Source organism: Mycobacterium sp. 852002-51152_SCH6134967, assembly GCF_001667105.1.
Classification (GTDB): Bacteria; Actinomycetota; Actinomycetes; order Mycobacteriales; family Mycobacteriaceae; genus Mycobacterium; species Mycobacterium neumannii_A.
Window position 1 is genome coordinate 55,136 of the sequence record NZ_LZIK01000062.1, and the last position, 19,710, is coordinate 74,845.

Below are 19,710 nucleotides of genomic sequence, written 5' to 3' on the forward strand. Positions count from 1 at the left end.
GGGAGGTCGCGATGCGGTGGCGCGGGGTCAGTCACGTGGAGTTTGCGGTGCTGTACTACGACGACTCGATCGCCTTCTACGACGCGTTGTTCGGCTGGCTCGGATACAGCAGCTTCTCGTCGATGGACATGGAATACCAGTCGATCTACTACATGACGCGCTACGTCAACCCGCACAGCTACATCGGCATTCAACCTGCCCACACCGGGGCGAAGCTGACCCACGCCGACCAGTCCGTCGGCATCAACCACATCGCCCTGTGGGCGCGTAGCCGCAAAGAAGTCGATCGCTTCCACCGCGAGTTCCTGGTCGCGCGCGATGTCCCGGTCACCGACCCACCGAGGGAGTATCCGCAGTACTGGCCCGGCTACTACGCGGTCTTCTTCGACGATCCGATCAACGGCATCCACTGGGAGTTGGCGTGGGTGCCGAAAGTACCGACGCCCCGGCATGTTTGGTCGTTCTACCGAGCGTTGCGGGCATTCGCCAAAGCCAGGCCGGACCTGGCGAACACCGTGGCGGGGGTCACGTGGCAGGCGAGAAGGACCCTGCCGCGCCAGTAGACCGAAGTCAGGGGAGGGCTACCCGCACCGAGCCGTCACACGCCTGGACTGTAGGGCTGGCGACGCGCACCGAGCCGTCGCACAAGCCCGATTGCGGATGGCTTGGGCGCACCGAACCGTCACCGGGGGCAGCGACATCGGAGTATTCGATCCTCAGCTCCGGATGCGGTGAGGGGGTCGCATGGGCGGCACCCGCGGTGAGTGCTGCGGCGAGGGCCGCACCGCCCAACAGCGTCGCCCCGATCATCGACTTCATCGCGCCGTGTGTGTTCATGTCTGCCTGGTTCCTTTTCTCGAGGCTTCGCGTCGTATCGCGTCGCCAGTGCGATGACTAGAAGGCGCCGGACGCGCTACCGATCCCAAGAACTGCGATCGCCGAATCGGGTTCAATGTTGGTGATGACACGCACGGATAGCGCATCGCGGGTGGTCAAGGCGCCGTTGAGCCGCGTCTTCGAGGCGCTCGTCGACCCTGAGGCGCTGGTCCAGTGGCTGCCGCCGTCGCGGATGACCGGCCGATTCGAACACTTCGACCCCCAGCCTGGTGGTTCCTACCGAATGGTCCTGACATACAGTGACCCGCCCGCGCAGGGCGGCAAGAGCAACGCCGACGCCGATGTCGTCGAGGGACGCTTCGTTGAGATAGAGCCCGATGAACGCGTCGTTCAAACCGTCGACTTCGCCTCTGCCAATGCGATTTTCGGCGGAACGATGACGATGACGTGGTCGGTGACGAGGGTCGACGGCGGCACCCGGGTCGAACTGCGCGCGGACGACGTACCGGTCGGGATCTCGGCCGCCGACCACGCGGAGGGAATGAATTCTTCGCTGCAGAACCTCGCGGACTACCTCGCCAGGCGACAGGCCGTGTTTCGCGCCGAGTGATCGGCCCACCAAGCGATGCACGCCCGATGCATTGTGAGATCTCGCCGGCATCAGGTTTGAACGGGTTCTTATGCGTGAACACTTGCTCCCGAGCTAGGGGGGTGGGCTTGGAGTCCATGGGTCGTCTAGCTCCGACACAACAAAGGAGCAACACAATGCATAAATCACTGGCGGTTGGCGCAGTGACTCTCGGTCTGCTGTTCGGCGGCGCTGGTGTCGCCAATGCGACTGATCTGACCGTGCCCGCAACGACCACCACGACGGTGGCGCAGGAAGTCGAGCACGAGCAGGAAAGCGACAACACCGGTCTGTGGGGGCTTGCAGGGCTCCTGGGGCTGCTGGGCTTGCTCGGACTGAAGAAGCGCAGGGACGCCGACTACCCGGCCGTTCGCAACACCGGTACGACGAACCCGCCGCCGCCGCGGGCGTAGTACCTCACTCGATCTACGAGCCCCCGCCAGGCCCGCCCTGGCGGGGGCTTCTCGAGTACTGATAGGGCAGAATCGCGCACGTGACGCAGCCGCCGCACCGCCCGGGTCCGCCTGACTGGCGGGGCCGTGGCTCGCCGCCACCGCACCCGTCACAGCGGCGACCTCCGCCCCGGCCGCCGGAGCCGCCCCGGCAACCGGCCCCGCCGCCGCACGAGCGGCCGACCGAGCAACTCCGCACCCCGAGGGGGCCGGCGAGCGCCGGTCCGACACAACGCTTCCCGCGACCACCGTCACCGGCCGACGTGCAGCCGACCCAGCAGATCCATCGACGAGAACCGATCCCACCGCCGCCACCACCAACGTTCGGGGCGCCGGGCGGCGACGAGAAGCCGCGCCGCAGACACGGTTTCAACAAAACGTCGATCGTGCTGGTCGCCGTCATCGTGCTCGCCCTGCTGGCGGGTGGCCTGGCCGCCGGCGAGCTCTATGCGCGGCAGCGCGCGGACAACATCTTGACCGAGGTCGCCGAGTGCGTGACCGAAGACGGCGTCAAGATTTCCTTCGGAGTGAACCCCCCGTTCCTGTGGCAGCACATGACGGGGCATTACACCAACATCTCGGTCACCACCGACGGAAACCGGGTGCAGAGCGCCGACGGTATGACCGCGGAGGTCACCCTCGCCGATGTGCGGTTACAGGACCCCGGAGATTCCAAGGGCACCATCGGGTCGCTCGACGCGACGCTGAGCTGGAAGTCGACCGGTATCAAGGACACCGTTGCCGCGAACCTGCCCGGCGTCGGCAATCTGGTCACCGGCGTGCGTACCGACCCCGCGGCGGGGACGGTGATCCTGGAGGCCGGCGACAACAGTGTCAGCGCCAAACCCGTCGTCACCGACGGTGACCTCAACCTCCAGGTCCTCGACGTCACCGGGCCGCTGCCCAAGGACGCAGTGCAGACCGCGCTCAACGACCTGACCAAGAAGCTCAACGACAACTACCCGCTCGGGATCCAAGCCGACAGCGTCGAGGTCACCGACTCCGGCGTGGTCGGCACATTCTCGAGTCGAGACGCCGCCATCCCCAAGGAGGACGCCAACCCCTGCTTCGCGCGCCTCTGACCGCGATCTCGCAGGAAGCCGGAGGCAACTACATAGGGGTAGGTGCAATGATGGTTGCCTCGGGACCTCGCCTGTGAGAGGGCGTGAATCAGTCCAGCGTCACGGCGATTTCGGGGCTGAGTTGATAGCCGGGCGCGAGCGGCAGCGTGTCGCCGCTCCAGAACGAGCCCGGATCGAACCAGTTGTAGTGCTTCTCCGAGGTCAGCAAACCCATCTCCTCGTAGGTGATTGCGACGGTCTCGGCGCAGTACGCGGTCTGCAGCCCCACTTGGAGCTTCTCCTGTTTTCTGCGTAGCGTCGCATCGCGAACCTTCTTGTGTACGAACGGAATTCCGCGGGTGAAGTCGGTAACGGCGAGGCGCCCGCGAAACCACCGGCCGGTCAGCCGCGCGGTGCTCGGGAACGGTGTGCCGTCCATGCGGGCGACCACCTTCAACGCGCGGTCCTCCTGCTCGCGGCTGGCGTACGGCGTGAGCTGGCGCAGCCAGCAGCGCTGGTGATAGTTGTTGATCCACCGCTCCACCACCTGGCGTGCGTCGTTGAGTTGCACGCCCCGCTGGTTGCGCCCGGTCCACATGTCGGTCAGCTTGTCGCCCAGCTCGGCGTGCCAGATCAGCGGCGGCAGGTCTTCGATCGCGATCGTCATCCCTACGTGGTTGACCGGGCTGTTGGTCAAAGACTGAATCGCCCGGTCCGGCCCCGACCGTCCGCGAAACAGCCACAGATCGCCGGTGCGGGTCGCCTCGAGCGCCTGCTCCAACGACACGGTGGTTGGTTTCACATCCGCAGCTTAGGCAGACTGAGCGTCATGCGCGGTATCTGGAAGTGGGTCGGGCTGGCGAGTGTGGCGGGTGTGGTGGCAGGCGGGGCGCTGGTCGCGCGCGATCAGCGGCGCCGCAATTCGTACACACCCGATGACATCAGGGCGCGGCTACACCAGCGGGCGGCCGAGACCAACGCCGACGGTCAGGACGCGACGGCGTAGAGCCGGTGTGATCCGTTGAACCCCTTGAGTTCGGCGTCGCGGCCGTCGTCGAACTCGATGTCCTCGACGTCGGCTAGCGCGTCGCGCACCACCTCGCTCACCAGCACCTCGCCGCCGTTGGCTTCGTTCGCCACGCGGGCGGCCATCGCGACATTGCGCCCGAACAGGTCGTCACCGCGGCGCACCGACTTACCCATGTGAATGCCCATCCGGACGCGAATACCGTTGGGCAGACGACGAAGTGACTGCTGCACCTCGATGCTGCAGCGCACCGCTTCCTCCGGTTGGGCGAAGGCCACCATGAACCCGTCGCCCTGACTCTTGACCACGTAGCCCGAGTGTTTCTTCACGTGGCGGCGCACCATCTTGTCGTGGCGGCCCAGCAGTCGGACCCAGGCGCGATCACCGATGCGTTCGTTGAGCGCCGTCGACTCCTCGATGTCGGAGAACAGGATCACCATCTTGCCGCTCGGCGAGAGCCGGGCCAGGTCCGGTCGTTCGACCTCGGCCCAGTCCGCAAGGTCCTCGATCGAGGATCGCACCGCCGCGCCGAGGCCGTCCTTGCGCAGGATGTTCGCGGTCTGCCACACCTGCTTCACCGCCTCGCGACCGCCGCTGAACAGCATGTTCCTGGTGTCCAGACGCCGGTGGGCTTCGTCGAGTTCCTCACGCTGGCGGGTGTAGCGGATCCACAGCACGGCCAGCGCGACGGCTTCGGCCGCCGCCACAATCGCCAATACGTAGGCCACGATCTGGGCACCGGTCACCCCCTAAGTATTGGATGCTGAACCGGTGACGTCTGCGGAGCCCCCGTATTACGAGAGTCGCTACATCCGCGCCAACCATCCTGACCTGCCGCAGGCGCTGTGGCTCCGGCAGACGCTGCTGCTCCCCACGGCGGGGGAGGCGGTCGCAGACGTGTGGGTGATGGTCTTCGACCCGGACGGCGCAGGCAACCGCGCGCTCAAGGAGCCGTACCCGATCGAGTCGGCCGACTACGGCTATGAGGACTGGACCGCGCGCATCGCCGCGACCGTCCTCGACGACCGGTCGGCCGAGGGGGTGGTCACCGGTGGGCGCCGCTCGGCGCGGTGGGACCTGCGCATCACGCCGGGCGACGAAGCACCGGTCCGGCTGCTCACCGACCGTGCCTACGCGGCGCGGTTTCCGACCGCCAAGACGACGGTGCGCCATCCCCTCGCGCGCTTCGACGGATTGCTCGAACTCGACGATGTCCGCCTCGTTCTCGACGGCTGGACCGGCAGCGTCAACCACAACTGGGGCACCCGGCACACACCGTCATACGCATATGGGCAGGTCTGCGGGTTCGACGACGCACCGGATACGACGCTCGAGATCGTCACTGCCCGAGCGGCGTTCGGGCCGGTGCTGTTGCCCGGTGTGACGTTGTTCGTGTTTCGGCATGCCGGTCAGGAGTTCGCCGTGCGCTCGATCCGCGGCAGCCTGCAGACCCACGGCCACTACCAGCCGTTCACATGGACGTTCGGCGGGCGGGTCGCCGACCAGATGATCGAGGGCGAGATCGTCACGCAACCGTCCGACGTGATCGGGCTGACGTACACCGACACGGACGGCGCGACGAAATACTGCTACAACTCCGCGATCGCCAGCTGCCGAATCCAGGTGGCGGGCAAGGCGTTCGAGCGCGCCGAGTTGACGGCCAACCGGCGCGCGATGTTCGAGATCCTGACCAATGACCGCCACGAGGCAGTGTCACTGCTCGCCTGACGGCGACTCGAAACTGAACTTCTGCACGAATTCTCGCAACATTTTCGCGCAAAACCTCAGTTTCGGCGCATGCAGCGACCGTGGCGGTCGTGAGTCACCGGCTGACGAATTGCACCACGACTTCGGAGAACGCGTCATTGTCATCGCCGGCGGCGGTGTGCCCGGCCTCGGAGAGCTCGACGAATTCCGCCCGGGGCACCTTCTCCAGGAAGTCCTTGACCCCCGCGGTGCTGACCACGTCGGAGAGTTTCCCGCGGATCAACAGGATCGGGATGGTCAAGCTCATCACCGCGTGCTCGAGCTTCTCCTCGCGGACGAACCGGTCGTCGATCGGCGCGGTGAGAAACGCCGGATCCCAATGCCAGAACCAGCGTCCGTCGCGAAATCGCAGGTTCTTCTTCAGACCTTCGGGGTTGCGCGGTCGCTTCCGGTACGGCAGATACGCGGCGACCGCGTCGGCCGCCTCGTCGAGGGTCTCGAATCCGTCTATGCCGCTTGACATGAACTCGCGGATGCGCGCGCTGCCGTCCTTTTCGTACCGCGGCACCACGTCGACGAGCACGAGCTTGGTGACCTTTTCGGGTCCCGCAGCGGCGGAAGCCAGCATGCCCGTCATCCCGCCCATGCTCGCGCCGATCAAGGCGACCGGACGCCCGATCTGCTCGATGACCGCGAGCGTGTCAGCACTCAACGCGTCGACGGTGTAGTTGGCGCCCGGCGCCCGGTCGCTGTCGCCGTGTCCCCGGCTGTCCAGCGCGACCACGTGCAGACCCAGAGCGGCCAGAACGTGTCCGGTCTGCTTCCACGAGTAACGGTTCTGGCCGCCCCCGTGCAGCAGCAGGACGGAGGGCTGCTGCGTCTGCGCACCACGGTTCCACTCGTCGGCCACCAAGGTGATGTCCTCCGACCCGCGGAACTTAACGGTCTGCGGTTCGCTGTCAGTCGCGCTCACGGCCGTCCTCTCCGGCTCGCCCCGGTGGCTCACGTTACCTACCGGGAATTTCCGTCGATCCCGGTGTCCGTGATGAGAGCGTCAATATACTTTGCGCTCGTGCAGCCCGAGTTTGCCGCCCATGACCGTGAGCGCATCATCGAGGCTGCTTACGCCTGTTTGTCGCAACCACACTCGGGACCCGTTCCGATCGCTGCGATTCTGCAGCGGGCGGAAGTCTCGACCCGCGCTTTCTACCGTCACTTCGAATCCAAGGACGAGTTGTTCCTCGCCATGCTGCGCGAGGAGACCGACGCGTTGGCGCGGCGCCTCGACCGCGTCCTCGAGGAGAAGTCGGGTGCTCCCTCCGAGCAACTCGAAGCCTGGATCGAGGCGATGTTCGGGCTGATCCACGACGAGGAGATGCGGATGCACTTCACCGTCATCGACTCCGACGAGGTCCGCGCGGCCAAGGGCTATCGCGAGACGCGCGAGAAGGCACACGCCGATCGTGAGCGCTCACTGGTGGAGATCCTGCGGCGCGGCCGCGACCACGGCTCGTTTCCGCTGGCCGACCCCGAGCAGGATGCGGTAGCCATCAACGCGATCATCAGTCGCGTGTTGATCAGCCAGACCTTCGACGACCACGAGGGTCTGCGCCTGGCCAAGGCCCGCATGCTCGACTTCGCGCTCCGCGCGCTGGGCGCCAGGCAGGTCGTCGCCGAAGAGCGATGATTTCCGAGACCGCGCCGGTCCTGCCTGCTGGTTCGCGGTGCGCGAAAGTTAGCCGGTGGCCTTTGTAATGGGGAAACTGCCCTGACTGACGTCGGTGGTTGCGCAACCGCAAAATCCCGATATACGGTTCCCGGACGTCCGGCCGTGTGTACCCTTGCGCCACAGCCATCACGGGCGCGGGTTGTTGGTGTCAGGGAAGGTCGGCGGGCTATGGCAGTGCAGATGGCAGTGCGAAGCGCGCGGGTGGGAGCCGACTGATGGTCGCTGTCAATGCAATTGCAAAGCCCATGCGCGCGTTCGGCGGCTTCTACTCCATGGCGCTCGACACCTTCGTGTGGATGTTTCGGCCACCTTTCGCGTGGCGTGAGTTCGTCTCTCAGTCGTGGTTCGTCGCACGCGTGTCGATACTGCCGACCCTGATGCTGACCATTCCGTATACGGTGTTGCTGACCTTCACGTTCAATATTCTGTTGGTGGAGTTCGGCGCCGCCGACTTCTCCGGAACGGGCGCGGCGCTCGGAACCGTACGCCAGATCGGGCCGATCGTGACAGTGCTGGTGGTCGCGGGCGCAGGCGCCACCGCCATGTGCGCGGACCTCGGCGCGCGCACCATCCGCGAAGAACTCGATGCGCTGCGGGTAATGGGTGTGAATCCCATTCAGGCGCTGGTCGTTCCACGCGTGGCGGCCGCGACCTTGGTGTCGCTCGCCCTGTCGGCGACCGTGATCCTCGTCGGGCTGGCCGGCGCATACTTCTTCGTGGTCTACATTCAGAACGTCTCACCGGGTGCGTTCGCCGCCGGTCTGACGTTGCTCATCGGGACCACCGATGTCATCATCGCGTTGCTCAAGGCCGCGCTGTTCGGCTTGTCCGCCGGCATGATCGCTTGCTACAAGGGCATTTCCGTCGGCGGAGGGCCTGCCGGCGTCGGCAACGCGGTCAACGAGACCGTGGTCTTCACGTTCATGGCGCTGTTCGCGATCAACATCGTCGCGACCGCGGTCGCGGTGAAGGTGACGATGTGACTGTTTCACGGCCGCATTCCCAGTTCCCCTGGCTGAAAGCCCGGTTCAAGAGCGTCGCCGATCCATGGAACCGAGTCGGGATGCAAGCCAAGTTCTTCGGCCGCACCCTGACGTCGATCCGCTACACCGTCGTGCACTACCAGGTCGAGTTGATCCGGATCATCGCCCAGATGGGCCTTGGGGCCGGGGCGCTCATCATCATCGGCGGCACGGTGGCCATCGTCGGCTTCCTCACCGTGACGACCGGCGCCCTGGTGGCGGTGCAGGGCTACACCGACTTCTCCGAGATCGGCGTCGAGGCACTGACCGGTTTCGCCTCGGCGTTCTTCAACGTGCGGCTGATCGCGCCGGCGACGACGGCGGTGGCGTTGTCGGCCACCATCGGCGCGGGCGCCACCGCGCAACTGGGCGCCATGCGGATCAACGAGGAGGTCGACGCGCTGGAAGTGATGGGCATCCGAAGCATCGCCTACCTCGCATCGACGCGGGTGGTCGCCGGCTTCCTGGTCGTGATCCCGCTGTACTGCGTCGGCGTGATCGCCGCGTTCTGGGCGGCACGCTTCGGCACCACCGTGATCTACGGTCAGTCGACGGGCGTGTACGACCACTACTTCAGGACGTTCCTCAACCCCACGGATCTGATGTGGTCGTTCGGTCAAACCATCGCGCTCTCAGTGATGATCATGCTCGTACACACCTACTACGGCTACACCGCGCGAGGTGGACCCGCGGGCGTCGGTGAGGCCGTCGGGCGGGCGGTGCGCACCTCGCTCATCGTCTCGGCCTTCGTGCTGGTGATGCTGTCGCTCGCTGTCTACGGTCAATCCGGCAACTTCAACCTGGCCGGCTGATCATGGACATCGAAGACGAAGGCCTGCACCCCGCGTGGTGGACGTTGATCCTCGTGGTCATCCTCGCCGCCGCGATCTGGTTGACGTACGCCCTGTTCGTCGGCGCCTTCAGGTCGACCGAAACGGTCACGCTGACATCCGACCGCTCGGGTCTGGTGATGGAAACCGACGCCAAGGTCAAGTTGCGCGGCGTGCAGGTCGGTCGGGTCTCCGCAATCCAGGGTGGCAGCCAGCCGGTGGCGTTGAAGCTCGAGATCGACAAGGACAAGCTCCAGTTCATCCCGTCCAACGTCGAGGCGCAGATCCGGGCGACGACGGTGTTCGGGGCCAAGTTCGTCGATTTGATCTATCCGAGCGATCCGAGTTCACAGCACCTGGCCGCGGGTCAGGTGATCGAGTCGCGCAACGTCACCGTCGAAGCCAACACGGTGTTCCAGAACATCGTCGACGTGCTCGAACAGATCGACCCGGCCAAGCTCAACAGCACGCTGTACGCGCTCGCCGAGGGGGTCCGGGGTCAGGGCGAGCTGATCGGCCAGGCCACCACCGACGCGAATCAGGTTCTGCTCGAAGTCAATCCGCGCTACGAGACGGTGACCGCCGACTTGCGCGCGTTGCGGGATTTCAACGACACGTACAGCGCTGCGGCACAGGACATTCTGAGCACCTTGGACGCGCTCAGCACGACGAGCACCACGATCACGGCCCAGGCCAGCCAATTGGACGCGCTGCTGATGGCCACCATCGGGCTCTCCAACAGCGGAATCAACCTGCTGGCGCCGAACCAGGCCAACCTGATCAAGTCCATCAACGTGCTCGAGCCGACGACGAACCTGCTGTACAAGTACAGCCCGGAGTACACCTGCCTGCTGACCGGGGCGAAGACTCTGCTGGACACCGGCGGGTACGACGGGCCGGGAGGTAACGGCCGGACACTGGTGCTGGACGTGGCCCTGGGCGTCGGCGACGACCCGTACCGGTACCCCAATCACCTGCCGATCGTCGGCGCCAAGGGCGGGCCGGGCGGTAAGCCCAGTTGCGGCTCGCTGCCCGACGTCGCGCAGAACTGGCCGGTGCGCAACCTCGTCACCAACACCGGGTTCGGCACCGGAATCGACTGGCGGCCCAACCCCGGCATCGGCTTCCCCGGATACGCCAACTATCTTCCGACGACCCGCGCCGTGCCGGAACCGCCGAGCGTACGCAACCTGTTCGGCGGACCCGCGATAGGTCCGATCCCGTACCCGGGAGCCCCGGCTTACGGTGCCGATCTGTACGCCGACGACGGCACCCCACTGTGGCCGGGCCTGCCGGCCGCACCGCCGCCGATGGCGCCGCGGGACCCCGGTCCCACACCGGGTTCGGAGCCGTTCATCGTCCACTCGCCGGCCCAGGTACAGCCCACGCCGCTGCGACCGACACCGCTGCCGACGCCGGCACGACCGGGCCCCCCGTTCGGATGATCCACGACGCCATGAGAGGTGACACGCCATGTCCAGCATGAACGCCAGGGTTCGCCGAGACGCGGTGCGTCTCGGCGTGTTCCTGGCTGTCTGCCTGCTCGGCGTGTTCGGACTGTTCGCGGTCTTCGGCGAGATGCGCTTCGGGGAGGCCACCAACAGCTATGTCGCCGAGTTCACCAATGTCACCGGCCTGGAGAACGGGGACTTCGTGCGCATCGCCGGCGTCGAGGTCGGCAGCGTGGAAAAGGTTGCCATTCAACCGGATACCACCGCACGGGTCGAGTTCAACGCGGACCAGTCGGTGGTGCTGACCGAAGGCAGCAGGGCCGTCATCCGATACGACGACCTCATCGGCGGCCGTTATCTGGCACTCGAGGAGGGCGTGGGCGGAGTCAAGAAGCTCGAGCCCGGCGGCACGATTCCGTTCGCCCGCACGTCTCCGGCGCTCGACCTCGACGCGCTGATCGGCGGCTTCCGCCCGCTGTTCCGTGCACTGGATCCAGATCAGGTCAACGCGCTGTCGAGTCAGTTAATCCACGCGCTACAGGGGCAGGGCGCGACCATCAACTCGTTCCTGTCCCAGACCGCAGCGCTGACAACGACTTTGGCGGACCGGGACCGGCTGATCGGGGACGTCATCGTCAACCTCAACGTGGTGCTGGGGTCGCTCGGCGACCAGAACGACCAGTTCGCGAAGGCCGTCGACGCGCTCAGCGAACTGGTCGGGACGCTCGCGGAACGCAGAGCGGACATCAGCAACGGGCTGGCGTACACCAACGAAGCGGCCGGAACCGTCGCGGACCTGTTGGACCAGGCCCGGCCACCGTTGCGCAAGGCGGTCCAGGAAACGGACCGTGCTGCGGGGATCGTGGTGGCTGACCACGAGTACTTCGACAACCTGCTGAACACCCTGCCGGATGCCCATCAAGCGCTGGCGCGGCAAGGGCTTTACGGCGATTTCTTCAACTTCTATCTCTGCGACATCGTGCTCAAACTCAATGGCAAGGGCGGCCAGCCGGTGTACGTGAAAGTCGCCGGGCAGTCCACCGGGAGGTGTGCGCCGCGATGAGGTCCTTCTCGGAACGGAATCAGACCGTCATCGGAGCTATCGGGCTCGCGTTGACGATCGGCATCGTGCTCGGGGCGCTGAACTACGACCGGCTGCCGTTCTTGCAGGGCAGCGAGTACTCGGCCTACTTCGCCGAGGTGGGCGGGCTGCAAGCCGGTAAGGCCGTGCGTGTTTCGGGATTCGAGGTCGGCCGGGTCAAATCGATCGAGCTGGACGGACCGCGCGCCCTGGTGACGTTCACCGTCGACAGCGACATCCGGCTGGGTGATCGCACCGAGGCGGCGATCAAGACCGAGGGGCTGCTGGGCACGAAGATCCTCGAGGTCACCTCCCGCGGCGACGGCCGGCAGGAGGGCACGATCCCGCTCGACCGCACGAGGTCGCCCTATGAGCTGCCAGATGCGCTGGGCGAGTTGGCCACGGCGATCAGCGGTTTGAACACCGACCAGTTGTCCGAATCGCTGCGGGTGTTGTCGGCCACGTTCTCCGACACTCCACCGGAGTTGAAGATCGCGATCGAGGGCGTGGCGCGGTTCTCCGACACGCTGAACGAACGTGACGCCCAGTTGCGCGGGCTGCTCGGCAACGCTGACAAGGCCACCAAGGTGCTGGCCGAGCGCAGCAATCAGATCGTGAGTCTGGTCACCGACACCAACGCGCTGCTGGCTGAGCTGCAAAACCAAAGCGCCGCACTCGATGAGATCTCGGGCAACATCTCGGCGCTCAGCGGGCAGCTGCAGGGTTTCATCGGCGAGAACCGCGAAACCCTTCGGCCCGCTTTGGACAAGCTCAACGGCGTGCTGACGATCATCGACAATCGCAAGGAACGCGTGCAGAAGTCGCTCTCGTTGCTGACCGACTATGTGATGTCGCTGGGTGAATCGGTGTCGGGCGGCCCGTTCTTCAAGAACTACGTCGCCAATCTGTTGCCCGGCCAGTTCCTTCAGCCGTTCATCGATGCCGCATTCTCCGACCTCGGCCTGGATCCCAATGTGAAGCTGCCGTCCGAGCTGTCCGACCCGCAGGTCGGTCAGCCGGGTACACCGGCGCTGCCGGTGCCCTTCCCGCGGACAGGTCAAGGCGGTGAACCGCGGCTGACGGTCCCCGACGCCATCACCGGCAATCCCGGCGATCAAGCGTGCGGGCCGCCTGGGCTGCCATTGCCGGGGCCCGGCTGCTATCCATACCGCGAACCGCTGCCGGCGCCGCCCCCAGGCGGGCCGCCGCCGGGACCACCCGCCGAGGCGCCGCCTGCTATGCGCTCGACCGCGGACCCGACACCATCGCCGGTCGCGGTGCCCGCTCCCGGCGGGCAGGCCCACCTTTCATCGTCGGAGGCTGGACGATGACGCGGGGTGCGCGCAACATGTTGGCCGTTGCGTTGGTCGTGATACTGGCCGCCGGCGCGGTCGTGTTGTTACGCAACACCGGAGCGATCAACCGCACACACGTCGTCGCCTACTTCGACAACGCCAACGGCATCTACCCCGGCGACGACGTCAACATCGTCGGCGTCCCCGTCGGCAAGATCGAATCCATCGAACCGCAGCCCCACCGTGTCAAGATCTCGTTCTGGTACGACAGCAAGCACAAGGTGCCTGCCGATGCCAAGGCCGCGATCCTGTCGCCGACATTGGTGACAGCGCGCGCCATCCAACTGACCCCGCCCTACACCGGCGGACCGGTGATGGGCGACGACACTGTGATCCCGCAGTCGCGCACCGCCGTTCCGGTGGAGTGGGACGAGGTCCGGCAACAGTTGCAGAAGCTCGCCGAGACGCTGCAGCCCACCGAGCCCGGCGATGTCAGCCCGTTGGGATCGGTCATCAACACCACCGCCGACAACCTGCGCGGTGAAGGCGCCAACATCCGCGACACCGTCATCAAGCTGTCGCAGGCCGTGACCGCGCTTGGCGATCACAGCACCGACATCTTCTCCACGGTCAAGAACCTGGCGACCCTGGTCTCGGCACTGCAGGACAGCACCGACGTGATGCGTCAGCTCAACCAGAACCTCGCGTCCGTGACCGGACTGCTGGCCAACGATCCCGGCGAGGTCGCCGACGCGCTGCGCGACCTCAACAACGTCGTCGGGGAAGTGCAGACCTTCGTCGCCGACAACCGTGAAGCGCTGGGCACCACGTCGGACAAGCTGGCGGGGGTGACCCAGGCGCTGACCGACAGCCTCGGCGAGCTCAAGCAGTTCCTGCACGTGGCCCCCAACACGCTGCAGAACTACGTCAACATCTGGCAGCCCGCCCAGGGGGCGGTGAGCAGCTTGCCGATGCTCAACAACTTCGCCAACCCGATTTCGTTCCTGTGCGGCGGAATTCAGGCCGCATCCCGGCTGAATGCCGAGCAGTCGGCGAAGCTGTGCGTGCAGTACATGGCGCCGATCCTGAAGAACCGCCAGTACAACTTCCTGCCCATCATGCAGAACGTCTTCTCCGGTGCCACGACGCGGCCCAATGAGCTGACATACAGCGAGGACTGGCTGCGGCCGGATTACATTCCGCCGCAACCTGTCCCACCCGCAGCACCGCCGCCTCCGTCGGCGCAGGCGGCACCACCCGCACCGGCCGGCCCGCCGCTGGCGGCCGAGGCGCCGGTCTCGACGAACCCGGCCGACGGTCTGCACGGCATGATGGTGCCCCAGGGGGTCGGCCCATGATGCGGCGCAAGATTTTTCGTCCAGTAGCGGTGGTGGCCGTGTCGGCGGCGCTGCTGTCGGGCTGTTCCGACTGGCAGGGGCTGAACTCGCTTCCGTTGCCGGGCGTCGAGGGCACCGGCCCGGGTGCGTTCACGATTCAGGCGCAGATGCCCGACGTGGACAACATCGAGCCGAATTCCCGTGTCCGGGTTGCCGATGTGAATGTCGGCACCGTGCGCAGGATCGAGCGCCAGGGCTGGCATGCGCTGGTGACGATGGAACTCAACGGTGACGTCGAACTGCCCGCCAATGCGACGGCCAAGCTGGGGCTGACAAGCCTGTTGGGGTCGTTGCACATCGAGTTGGCCCCGCCGACCGACGCGCCCCCGACGGGCAAGCTGAAAGAGGGCTCGCTGATTCCGCTCGAGTCGTCGAGTGCCTACCCGAGCACCGAACAGGCGCTGGCCGCAGTGGCGCTGCTGCTCAACGGCGGTGGGATTGGCAATATCTACGACATCACCGAAGCGCTCAGTGTCGCGTTCACCGGCCGCGAGAACGACTTACGCAGCCTCATTGAGCAGCTCGACATCGCGATCGGGCACCTCGATGACCAGAAGCAGGACATCATCGAGGCCACCGAGAGCCTGAACAATCTGATGGGTCAGATCGCCGAGCAGAAGCCGGTGGTGGACAAGGCCTTACGAACCATTCCCGATGCCCTGGCCGTGCTCAGGGATCAGCGGCAGAACCTGGCTGAGGTGCTGACCCAGCTGGGTAGGTTCAGCGCGTTGGCCGCCGACTCGATCAACCAGACCAAAGACGCTCTGGTACAAGAGCTCAAGGACCTGGGCGTGGTGCTGGAGGAGTTGGCCGATGCCGGTCCCGCGTTGACCCGCGCGCTGAGCTTCTTGCCGACTTTCCCGTTCCCGAAGGAGACATTGCTCAATTGGATGCGCGGCGACTACGCGAACCTGACGTTGGTCGTCGACCTGACGTTGAGCCGAATCGATTCGGCGTTCTTCACCGGAACGCGGTTCGAGTGCAACCTGACCTGGCTGGAGCTGCAGTGGGGCCGCACCATCGGCCAATTCCCGAGCCCGTGCAACCACCATGTGCCGCCACCGGGCGGCAACCCGTTGGTCGCTCCGTATCGCTGGGATCAGGGGCCGTAGCATGCGAATGACCCGTCAGATCCTCATTCAGATGGCCATCTTCTCGGCCATCGCGATCATTGCGTTGAGCGTCATGATCTTTGGGTACATGCGGTTGCCGACTCTGCTCGGCGTGGGGCAGTACCGTGTCACGCTCGAATTGCCGGAGACCGGCGGGCTGTATCCGCGGGGCAACGTCACCTACCGCGGTGTGCAGGTCGGTGAGGTGAAAAGCGTCGATCTCACCGACAGGGGAGTCGAGGCGGTGCTGTCGCTGGACTCCAACGTCAGCATCCCCGCCGACCTCGAAGCCGAGGTGCACAGCGTGTCCGCCGTCGGCGAGCAGTACGTCCAGCTGCTCCCCCGTAGCGGCGATGGTCCGGAGTTGAGGGACGGCGATGTGATCCCGTTGGACCGCACCAGGGTTCCGACGGATATCAATACGGTGCTCGACGATACGGCCCGGGGGCTGCAGGCGATTCCGCAGGAGAACTTGAGGACCGTCGTCGACGAGGCCTATACCGCGGTGGGCGGGCTCGGCCCCGAACTGCGCCGGCTGGTCCAGGGGAGCGCCACGCTGGCCATTGATGCCCGCAAGAACCTCGACCCGCTGCTCACACTGATCGACGAGTCCAAGCCGATACTTGACACCCAGACCGAGACTGCCGGCTCCATTCAGGCGTGGGCGGCGAACCTGGCGAGCATCAGCGGTCAACTGCAGAGCCAGGATCCGGCGGTGTCGGGAATCCTGGCCAAGGGGCCGGGGGCCGCCGACGAGGTGCGCGCCCTGTTCGAACGACTGCAGCCGACCCTGCCGATCGTGTTGGCCAACCTGGTCAGCATCGGAGAGGTGGCACTCGCTTACCAGCCGAGCCTCGAGCAGCTGCTGGTGTTGTTGCCGCAGGGCACCGCGGTCACACAGGCGGTGGGCGTGCACAAGCGCAATACCAAGCAGGACTACATGGGCGACTCGCTCATCTTCAACCTCAATGCGATCCTGCCCGCGCTGCCCGCGCCGCTGCCGCTGCCGCCGCAGAACCTGCCGCCGCCGTGTACGACGGGGTTCCTGCCCGCGCAGCAGCAGCGCGTGCCGGTCTTCGAGGACTACCCCGACCGGCCGGTCGGCGACCTGTATTGCCGGACGCCGCAGGATGCGCCGTTCAATGTCCGTGGCGCGCGCAACCTGCCGTGTATCACGGTGCCGGGCAAGCGGGCTCCGACGTGGCAGATGTGCGAGAGCAACGAGCAGTACGTGCCGCTCAACGACGGCTACAACTGGAAGGGTGATCCGAACGCGACCCTCTCGGGGCAGCCGATCCCGCATGTGCCCCCGGATGTGCCCGTCGCCATCACGCCGCCTCCGCCGGGTACGCCGCCGCTGCCCGTCGCGGCCGCCGAATATGACCCCGCTTCCGGCGAATACGTGGGACCGGACGGCAAGGTGTACACCCAGTCAAACCTGGCAAACGGTGCGGCCGGCGAGCGGCCGTGGCAGTCGATGCTCGTCCCGCCGGGGAGCTGACGCTGAACTTTGCAGCATCGATACCGGCGCGGACGTGGTGCCGTTTCGCGGGCAGGTTCCGACGCTATGGTGTCGGACACGTAAGTTGTAGCCGACCTGTCTACCCGACCCCGACCTGGCCCGTGGGCCGCAGAGGAACTTAGATGGCAGACGAGACCACACCCGGCAAGGACGCCGCGGCCGAAGGTCCCGAGTCCACGACACCTGCCGAGACGGCACCGGCTGCTTCGGTGACACCCGCTGCTTCGACAACACCGACTGCGTCGACAACAGAGGCCGCCGAGACGACAGAGGCTGCCGGAGGCGTCGAGGCTGCCGGAGGCGCCGAGGATTACGACGCCGCCGAGGATGACGCGGAGCCCGCGCCGCCCAAGGCGCCGATGTCGCACGTCCGGTTGGCGACGATCGTCGGCCTGGTGGTCGTGGTGGCCCTCGCGGCGCTTGCGGGGTGGCTCGGATACCGGGCGTACGAGTCGCGGCAGGCCGAGGATCTGCGCAACCTCTTCCTGCAGGTCGGGCGGCAGGGCGCCTTGAACCTCACGACGATCAGTCACGAGCACGCCGAGCAGGATGTGCAACGTGTCCTGGACTCGTCGACCGGAACGTTCTACGACGATTTCCAGGCCCGCGCGCAACCGTTCGTCGAGGTCGTCAAGCAGGCGCAGTCGAAGTCGGAGGGCGAGATCGCCGAGGCGGGGATCGAGTCGTTGAACGACAACGAGGCCAAGGTGCTGGTCGCGGTGACCGTGAACACGACCAATGCCGGGGCGCCCGAGCAGGCGCCGCGGTCCTGGCGGATGAGGATCTCGGTGCAGAAGACCGGCGAGGACGAGGCCAAGATCTCGAATGTGGAGTTCGTACCGTGAGCAATAGACATCGACTTCCGCGGCGCAAGCGAGACAACGACGCCACCGACGAGGCCGCCGAGAAGGGCACGACGCCGGCATCCGAGGCGGTCGAGCTGACGGAATCGACGGCCGAGACGACGGCCGCGCCTGCGGAGAAGACCGAGGCAGTGGAGAAGACCACGGCCGCGGAGGACACCCCGGCGGCCGAAACGACCGAGTCAGCGGAGACGACCGAGCCCGCCACGACCGAGCCCGCCACGACCGAGCCGGCCACGACCGAGCCGGCCACGACCGAGCCCGCCACGACCGAGCCCGCCGGCAAGGGAGGCATCAACTGGGCCCGCGTCTTCGCCTTCGGCGTGCTGCCCGCCCTCGCGCTGCTGCTGGCAGGCGGAGCCGGTTATCTGAAGTGGGTCGACAACTCCGTGCGCAACGCGGATGCGGCGCGCGCCGAATCGGTCCAGGCCGCCAAGGACAGCACGGTGGCGATGCTGTCGTACAAGCCGGACACCGTCGAACAGCAGCTCAACGATGCACGCTCCCTGTTGACAGGCGAGTTCGAGGAGTCCTACACCGGGCTCATCAACGACGTGGTGATCCCCGGCGCACAGCAGAAGCAGATCTCCGCAGTGGCTTCCGTTCCGGCGGCCGCATCCGTTTCGGCCGACTCCGAGGAGGCCGTGGTCCTGGTGTTCGTCAACCAGACCGTGGTCATGGGGCAGGACGCGCCGACGGATACCGCCTCGAGTGTGCGGGTGACGTTGGAGAAGATCGACGGCGACTGGCTCATCTCGAAGTTCGAGCCGGTGTAGGGGCGTAGTGGCCGAACCCGAACTCATCGATGTCGATGCGCCGGGCGTACGGCTGCGCGCCCTCAGCTGGGGCACCGTCGGTGCGCCGATTGCACTGTGTCTGCACGGTTTTCCCGACACCGCGCACGGATGGCGCAACATCGCACCGCTGTTGGTCGACGCGGGATGGCGGGTGGTGGCGCCGTTCATCCGAGGCTATGCACCGTCGTCGACCGCATCCGACGGCAGCTACCACGTCGGCGCGCTGATGGACGATGCGCTGCGGGTGCTCGACGCGGCCGGACCGACGGGCCGCGACGTGCTCATCGGGCATGACTGGGGAGCGATCGCCGGTGCCGGGCTCGCCGCGATGCCCGACAGCCCGTTCTCGAAGGCCGTCATCATGTCGGTGCCGTTTGCCGCGGCGTTCCGACCCCTTGGCAAGACGCCGGATGCGGGCCGGCTCGCCGCGCAGTTGCCCCGCCAGTTACTCCGCAGCTGGTACATCATGTACTTCCAATTGCCCGGCCTTCCCGAGCGATCCGCGTCGTGGGTGGTGCCCCAGTTGTGGCGCCAGTGGTCGCCGGGTTACGACGCCACCGAGGACGTCGCCCACGTTCTCGACGCGATCGGTGCGCCCGAGAACTGGCGTGCCGCGCTCGGGTACTACCGGGCCACCGTGCGCAACAGCAAGCCGCCCGCGCAGTACGCTGAACTGCACCGGCATTGGCTCTCGGCGCCGCAGCTTCCGACTCTGTACCTGCATGGCACCGACGATGGTTGTGCCTCAGCGGATTACACCCGGTGGGTCCGGCGGGTTCTGCCGGAAGCTAGCGAGGTCGCCACCGTCGAGCGGGCCGGTCACTTCCTGCAGCTGGAACAGCCGGAAGCCGTCGCGGGGCACATCGTCGACTTCATCGGCTCGACGCGCGCTTAGCCTG

At 66.3% G+C, this 19,710-nt stretch carries 22 protein-coding genes; 18 read left to right on the forward strand and 4 right to left on the reverse strand.

Features of this window, described 5'->3' with window-relative positions:
- Positions 1-11 precede the first annotated feature (11 nt).
- Positions 12-563: a VOC family protein gene (locus A5790_RS18370; protein ID WP_066847379.1), complete on the forward strand. Its 552-nt coding sequence runs from the start codon at positions 12-14 to the stop codon at positions 561-563.
- 7 nt (positions 564-570) lie between these two features.
- Here A5790_RS18370 and A5790_RS18375 read toward each other — a convergent pair whose 3' ends face one another.
- On the reverse strand, positions 571-837 hold the full coding sequence (locus A5790_RS18375; protein ID WP_066847381.1) for a hypothetical protein: 267 nt from the start codon (positions 835-837) through the stop codon (positions 571-573).
- A gap of 124 nt (positions 838-961) precedes the next feature.
- Here A5790_RS18375 and A5790_RS18380 point away from each other — a divergent pair, with 124 nt between their 5' ends.
- From A5790_RS18380 to A5790_RS18390, 3 genes are all read left to right on the forward strand, one after another.
- A complete protein-coding gene (locus A5790_RS18380) occupies positions 962-1,447 on the forward strand; it encodes an SRPBCC family protein (RefSeq protein WP_066847584.1) in 486 nt (161 codons plus the stop codon).
- 155 nt (positions 1,448-1,602) lie between these two features.
- The gene (locus A5790_RS18385) at positions 1,603-1,878 is read left to right on the forward strand and encodes a WGxxGxxG family protein (protein ID WP_066807980.1); all 276 of its coding nucleotides are present in this window, start codon (positions 1,603-1,605) and stop codon (positions 1,876-1,878) included.
- A gap of 302 nt (positions 1,879-2,180) precedes the next feature.
- Positions 2,181-2,999: a DUF2993 domain-containing protein gene (locus A5790_RS18390; protein ID WP_082961784.1), complete on the forward strand. Its 819-nt coding sequence runs from the start codon at positions 2,181-2,183 to the stop codon at positions 2,997-2,999.
- A gap of 88 nt (positions 3,000-3,087) precedes the next feature.
- Here A5790_RS18390 and A5790_RS18395 read toward each other — a convergent pair whose 3' ends face one another.
- Positions 3,088-3,765: a guanylate cyclase gene (locus A5790_RS18395; RefSeq protein ID WP_066847385.1), complete on the reverse strand. Its 678-nt coding sequence runs from the start codon at positions 3,763-3,765 to the stop codon at positions 3,088-3,090.
- Between the two features lie 42 nt (positions 3,766-3,807).
- Between A5790_RS18395 and A5790_RS25825 the strand changes: the two genes are divergently transcribed.
- Positions 3,808-3,984 (forward strand): hypothetical protein, encoded by a 177-nt coding sequence (locus A5790_RS25825; protein WP_156656447.1) that lies wholly within the window; start codon positions 3,808-3,810, stop codon positions 3,982-3,984.
- Here A5790_RS25825 and A5790_RS18400 read toward each other — a convergent pair.
- Positions 3,966-4,751 (reverse strand): adenylate/guanylate cyclase domain-containing protein, encoded by a 786-nt coding sequence (locus tag A5790_RS18400; RefSeq protein ID WP_066847387.1) that lies wholly within the window; start codon positions 4,749-4,751, stop codon positions 3,966-3,968. The genes A5790_RS25825 and A5790_RS18400 overlap by 19 nt on opposite strands.
- Positions 4,752-4,776: 25 nt before the next feature.
- Here A5790_RS18400 and A5790_RS18405 point away from each other — a divergent pair, with 25 nt between their 5' ends.
- Positions 4,777-5,733 carry a hypothetical protein gene (locus A5790_RS18405; RefSeq protein WP_066847393.1) on the forward strand — a complete coding sequence of 319 codons (957 nt, stop codon included), beginning with the start codon at positions 4,777-4,779 and terminating at the stop codon, positions 5,731-5,733.
- A 94-nt stretch (positions 5,734-5,827) separates the two neighbouring features.
- Here the strand turns inward: A5790_RS18405 and A5790_RS18410 are convergent, their stop codons facing one another.
- Positions 5,828-6,685: an alpha/beta fold hydrolase gene (locus tag A5790_RS18410; RefSeq protein WP_066847587.1), complete on the reverse strand. Its 858-nt coding sequence runs from the start codon at positions 6,683-6,685 to the stop codon at positions 5,828-5,830.
- 99 nt (positions 6,686-6,784) lie between these two features.
- Here A5790_RS18410 and A5790_RS18415 point away from each other — a divergent pair, with 99 nt between their 5' ends.
- From A5790_RS18415 to A5790_RS18470, 12 genes are all read left to right on the forward strand, one after another.
- The gene (locus A5790_RS18415; RefSeq protein ID WP_231984572.1) at positions 6,785-7,399 is read left to right on the forward strand and encodes a TetR/AcrR family transcriptional regulator; all 615 of its coding nucleotides are present in this window, start codon (positions 6,785-6,787) and stop codon (positions 7,397-7,399) included.
- Between the two features lie 257 nt (positions 7,400-7,656).
- On the forward strand, positions 7,657-8,424 hold the full coding sequence (locus tag A5790_RS18420) for an ABC transporter permease (protein ID WP_066847405.1): 768 nt from the start codon (positions 7,657-7,659) through the stop codon (positions 8,422-8,424).
- Positions 8,421-9,275: an ABC transporter permease gene (locus A5790_RS18425; RefSeq protein WP_064397607.1), complete on the forward strand. Its 855-nt coding sequence runs from the start codon at positions 8,421-8,423 to the stop codon at positions 9,273-9,275. Before A5790_RS18420 ends, A5790_RS18425 begins: the two co-directional genes overlap by 4 nt.
- 2 nt (positions 9,276-9,277) lie before the next feature.
- The gene (locus tag A5790_RS18430; protein WP_066847408.1) at positions 9,278-10,738 is read left to right on the forward strand and encodes an MCE family protein; all 1,461 of its coding nucleotides are present in this window, start codon (positions 9,278-9,280) and stop codon (positions 10,736-10,738) included.
- Between the two features lie 37 nt (positions 10,739-10,775).
- On the forward strand, positions 10,776-11,807 hold the full coding sequence (locus A5790_RS18435) for a virulence factor Mce family protein (RefSeq protein WP_066847593.1): 1,032 nt from the start codon (positions 10,776-10,778) through the stop codon (positions 11,805-11,807).
- Positions 11,804-13,156, forward strand: a complete 1,353-nt coding sequence (locus A5790_RS18440) for an MCE family protein (RefSeq protein ID WP_066847596.1) — start codon at positions 11,804-11,806, stop codon at positions 13,154-13,156. Before A5790_RS18435 ends, A5790_RS18440 begins: the two co-directional genes overlap by 4 nt.
- A complete protein-coding gene (locus A5790_RS18445; RefSeq protein ID WP_066847411.1) occupies positions 13,153-14,478 on the forward strand; it encodes a virulence factor Mce family protein in 1,326 nt (441 codons plus the stop codon). Before A5790_RS18440 ends, A5790_RS18445 begins: the two co-directional genes overlap by 4 nt.
- Positions 14,478-15,629, forward strand: coding sequence for an MCE family protein (locus A5790_RS18450; RefSeq protein WP_156656452.1), 1,152 nt, complete (start codon positions 14,478-14,480; stop codon positions 15,627-15,629). Before A5790_RS18445 ends, A5790_RS18450 begins: the two co-directional genes overlap by 1 nt.
- Before the next feature lies 1 nt (position 15,630).
- Positions 15,631-17,130 carry an MCE family protein gene (locus A5790_RS18455; protein ID WP_066847417.1) on the forward strand — a complete coding sequence of 500 codons (1,500 nt, stop codon included), beginning with the start codon at positions 15,631-15,633 and terminating at the stop codon, positions 17,128-17,130.
- A gap of 143 nt (positions 17,131-17,273) precedes the next feature.
- Positions 17,274-17,996 (forward strand): tetratricopeptide repeat protein, encoded by a 723-nt coding sequence (locus A5790_RS18460; RefSeq protein WP_066847420.1) that lies wholly within the window; start codon positions 17,274-17,276, stop codon positions 17,994-17,996.
- Positions 17,993-18,790 (forward strand): hypothetical protein, encoded by a 798-nt coding sequence (locus tag A5790_RS18465; RefSeq protein ID WP_066847423.1) that lies wholly within the window; start codon positions 17,993-17,995, stop codon positions 18,788-18,790. The genes A5790_RS18460 and A5790_RS18465 overlap by 4 nt, the downstream gene beginning before the upstream one ends.
- Positions 18,791-18,797: 7 nt before the next feature.
- Complete coding sequence (locus A5790_RS18470) at positions 18,798-19,706, forward strand: alpha/beta fold hydrolase (protein WP_066847428.1); 909 nt, start codon at positions 18,798-18,800, stop codon at positions 19,704-19,706.
- Positions 19,707-19,710 lie beyond the last annotated feature (4 nt).